This is a genomic window from Isoptericola sp. NPDC057191, assembly GCF_042670225.1.
Taxonomy (GTDB): Bacteria; Actinomycetota; Actinomycetes; order Actinomycetales; family Cellulomonadaceae; genus Isoptericola.
Window position 1 is genome coordinate 1 of sequence record NZ_JBHUWC010000279.1, and the last position, 3,397, is coordinate 3,397.

5 protein-coding genes are annotated in these 3,397 nt (G+C 74.6%); 2 read left to right on the plus strand and 3 right to left on the minus strand.

Annotation, left to right across the window (positions count from 1 at the left end; all coding sequences use genetic code 11):
• Positions 1–54: 54 nt before the first annotated feature.
• From ACFT55_RS19710 to ACFT55_RS19720, 3 genes are read right to left on the minus strand one after another with little or no spacing between them, the layout of a single operon-like run.
• A complete protein-coding gene (locus ACFT55_RS19710) occupies positions 55–792 on the minus strand; it encodes a hypothetical protein (RefSeq protein ID WP_380245547.1) in 738 nt (245 codons plus the stop codon).
• Positions 789–1,403: a TetR/AcrR family transcriptional regulator gene (locus ACFT55_RS19715; protein WP_380245548.1), complete on the minus strand. Its 615-nt coding sequence runs from the start codon at positions 1,401–1,403 to the stop codon at positions 789–791. The genes ACFT55_RS19710 and ACFT55_RS19715 overlap by 4 nt, the downstream gene beginning before the upstream one ends.
• Entirely contained in the window at positions 1,396–2,268 is an 873-nt protein-coding gene (locus tag ACFT55_RS19720) for an alpha/beta fold hydrolase (protein WP_380245549.1), read from the minus strand. The genes ACFT55_RS19715 and ACFT55_RS19720 overlap by 8 nt, the downstream gene beginning before the upstream one ends.
• Positions 2,269–2,417: 149 nt before the next feature.
• Between ACFT55_RS19720 and ACFT55_RS19725 the strand changes: the two genes are divergently transcribed.
• Positions 2,418–2,846: a YciI family protein gene (locus tag ACFT55_RS19725; RefSeq protein WP_380245550.1), complete on the plus strand. Its 429-nt coding sequence runs from the start codon at positions 2,418–2,420 to the stop codon at positions 2,844–2,846.
• A 55-nt stretch (positions 2,847–2,901) separates the two neighbouring features.
• Entirely contained in the window at positions 2,902–3,330 is a 429-nt protein-coding gene (locus ACFT55_RS19730) for a YciI family protein (RefSeq protein WP_380245551.1), read from the plus strand.
• Positions 3,331–3,397 lie beyond the last annotated feature (67 nt).

Genomic DNA, 3,397 nt, shown 5'->3' on the forward strand with positions numbered 1-3,397 from the left:
GCTCGACGAGCACTCTCACGACGGCCGGGCACCCCACGGGGGGGCCGGCCGTCGTCATGCCGCGACCGTCTCGCTCACCGGTGCCGGCGGCGCTGCCAGGCGGTGCACCGCCCACGCCACGAGGCCCAGGCCGGCGGCCATGAGGACACCGTGCCCGACGCGCACGGCCGGCGTCCCGAAGAACTGGGGCAGGTAGAGCAGCAGGCCGGCGGCGAGCGGGACGCCGGACCACCGGGGCCGCGCCCCGCCGCGCCACAGCGCGACGGCGGTGAGCACACCGGCCGCGGCGAGCAGGGCGAGCCCGACGCCGAAGAGGGTCATGGCGGCGGGCTGCTCGCGCAGCGCGTCGGCCTCGACGAGGAGCGCCGTGTCGCCCGCGCGCAGCGCGGCCTGGGCGAGGGTGCGGATGCCGAAGATCTCCGCGCCGTAGTACAGGGCGGCCATGCCGGCGCCGGCCCACGCCGTCACGACCGCCGGCGTGGCCGCACGGGCGCCGGGGCGGCCGCGCAGCAGCGTCCGCACGCCGAGGAGGGTGGGCGCGAGCATCCCGAGCCCTGCGATCCCGCACAGGTGCGCCAGCACCCAGCGGTCGGAGGCGAACCCATCGGCGAGCGCGACGGACGGCACCGACTCGTCGGGCCAGGGGCGCAGCACGGGGAAGAGCAGCAGGAGCACGCCCGCCGCGACCGCGCCCGCGGCGGTCCAGCGTGCCACCGCGGCGGAGCCGACGCCGTCGCCGGGCCCCGCGGTCGGAGTCGCACGGGGGGCGGCAGGGTGCGGTGCGGCGGTCATGACGGCTCCTGGGAGGCGGCCGACGGCGCGTCGGCGAGGGCGGAGACACCGGCGACGAGCATGTCGACCAGCGCGTCGAAGCTGCGGTCCAGGTCCTCGGGGAGCCGGAACCCGCGGCTGGCCTCGAGGGTGACGAAGCCGTGCACGGAGGCGCGGACCGCCCGGACGGCGTCGACCGTCCGGTCGTCGGGCAACCCGAAGCCGCGCAGCACGGCCCCCACCAGGGCGACGACGCGGGCTGCGGCGGTGCGGTGCTCGGCGTCCTCGGGGTCGTCAGGGTCGGGCGCGAGCTGGGTGGCGGCGTAGCGGCCGGGGTGCGCGAGGGCGTAGTCGCGCCACGCGTGCGCGAGGGCGCGCAGGGCGTCGGGGCCCGCCCGGCCGACCGTCGCGGCGGCGCTCGCCGTCGTCAGCTCGTCGAGGATCGCCATCGCGACGTCGCGGCGCAGCGCCGCCAGCGAGCCCACGTGCTTGTAGAGGCTCGGGGTGGCGACCCCGGCGGTGGCGGCGACCTTCGCGAGGGTGAGGTCTGCCAGACCGGTCGGCCCGCCCGCGTCCACCTGCTCCAGCGCGATGCGCACCACCGCGTCGCGCGAGAGCCCGGCCCTAGGCACGAGCGCCCTCGTCGCGGATGCTCCCGTCGGCCGCGGGGAGGCCCGCGAGGAAGTCGAGGACGGCGGGGGTCACGACGTCGGGCGCCTGGTGCTGGGGGTAGTGGCCGACGCCGGGCACCAGGAGCTCGCTGCCGCCCAGCGCGTCGCGCATGCGGCCGAGCTCGGCCCCGGCGTCCTTGTAGTCGGGGTCGAGCTCCCCGACGACGACGAGCGACGGCGCCTGGACGCGAGAGACGAGCGGCTCGATGACGGAGTGGTCGAGCGCGACAGCAAGGTCGCGGAAGGAGCGCAGGTGGGCGGCGTCGGACATGCTGCGCCGGATCTCGGCCACGTGCTGCGCGTGCCGCGGCGACTTGCGTCCCTTGGCGAACATCGAGGTGTACAGCGAGCCCCACGCCGCCGCGCCCCACGGGCGGACGAAGAGGACACGGTAGAGCAGGCGGTTGGTGCGGAGCTGGGCGGGGGAGCCGAGCTCCCGCAGGTGCGGCGCCATCAGCACGAGCCCGCGCACGAGGTCGGGGCGCTCCGCGGCGGCCCAGACGGCGGCGGACCCGCCCAAGGAGCTGCCGACCAGCACTGCCGGGCCGGCGTCGAGGTGCTCGACCAGGGCGACCAGGTCGGTGCCGGTGGCGACGTCGCCGTGGGTGGTGAACGTGGTGTCCGAGTCGCCGTGGCCCCGCAGGTCGGCGACGACGACCCGATGCCCCGCCGCGACGAGCGCGGGGACGAGGTCGTCGTACGTGGAGCGCAGGTCGCCCATGCCAGGCACCGCGACCACGAGCGGGCCGGTGCCCGCGTCCGTGTAGGCGAGGCGCCCCTCGGGGCGGGAAAGGTACGTGACCGTCGTGGCGGGGTTGATGTCCATAGCCATAAAGCTAATGCCGTTAGCCGGACGGCGCAAGAGGTTCCTCGAAAAAAGCTCTCCGCCCGTGTCGATCCCGCCGTGCCCCGTTCGACCTGGGGATGAGAAGGTCGCCAGGAGGGCGACCCGCGCACACGACAGGGAGCACGACGATGGCCAAGTACATGCTGATCATGCGGTCCGACGACGCGGCGCAGCGCGCGTTCCAGGAGTCCGGCCTCAGCTTCGACGACATGCTCGAGCGGATGGGCCGCTACAACGACGCGCTGATCGAGGCGGGGGTGCTGGTCGCCGCCGAGGGGCTCGAGGAGCCGGAGAAGGGGGTCGTCGTCGACTACTCGGGCGCCGAGCCGGTGGTGACCGACGGGCCTTACGGCGAGACCAAGGAGCTGTTCAACGGCTACTGGATCCTCGACGTCGACACGATCGACGACGCCGTCGCCTGGGCGCGGAAGGCACCGCTCGCCGGCCCGGGGATGAAGGCCGAGATCCGCCGCATCCCGTCGATCGACGAGTTCCCGCAGGACAACGAGTGGGTGCGCCGGGAGCGTGCCTGGCGCGAGCGCACCCACCAGCTCTGAGCTGACGACCCGACCACCCCCAACAGACCACCCACGACCGGACGGAGCGACGACGATGCCGAAGTACATGCTGATCATGCGCGGGACCGACGAGGGTCAGGCTGCCTACGAGCAGCTCGACTTCAGAGAGGTCATCGCGGCGATGGGCCGCTACAACGAGTCGATGATGGACGCCGGGGTGCTGGCCGCCGGCGAGGGGCTGTCCGACGCCTCCGAGGGCGCCGTCATCGACTTCTCCACCGACACGCCGGTCGTCACCGACGGCCCCTACGGCGAGACCAAGGAGCTCTTCAACGGCTTCTGGATCGTGGACGTCGCCACCAAGGAGGAGGCGATCGAATGGGCCAAGCGGGCCCCCCTGAGCGGACCGGGCACCAAGCTCGAGGTGCGTCGCGTCAACGGGCCCGAGGACTTCCCGCAGGACGACGAGTGGATCCAGAAGGAGGTCGGCTGGCGCGAGGAGCAGGCGCAGCGCGGCCAGTGAGCGCCCCGGTGCCGCACGACGAGGGGCGCGCCGGCGCCGGCGCGGGCTCTCGTCGTGGGGTCGAGGC

Coding starts and splice junctions, on each gene's coding strand:
- ACFT55_RS19710 (WP_380245547.1), bottom strand. CDS start 792: ATGACCGCCGCACCGCACCCTGCCGCCCCCCGTGCGACTCCGACCGCG.
- ACFT55_RS19720 (WP_380245549.1), bottom strand. CDS start 2,268: ATGGACATCAACCCCGCCACGACGGTCACGTACCTTTCCCGCCCCGAG.
- ACFT55_RS19725 (WP_380245550.1), top strand. CDS start 2,418: ATGGCCAAGTACATGCTGATCATGCGGTCCGACGACGCGGCGCAGCGC.
- ACFT55_RS19730 (WP_380245551.1), top strand. CDS start 2,902: ATGCCGAAGTACATGCTGATCATGCGCGGGACCGACGAGGGTCAGGCT.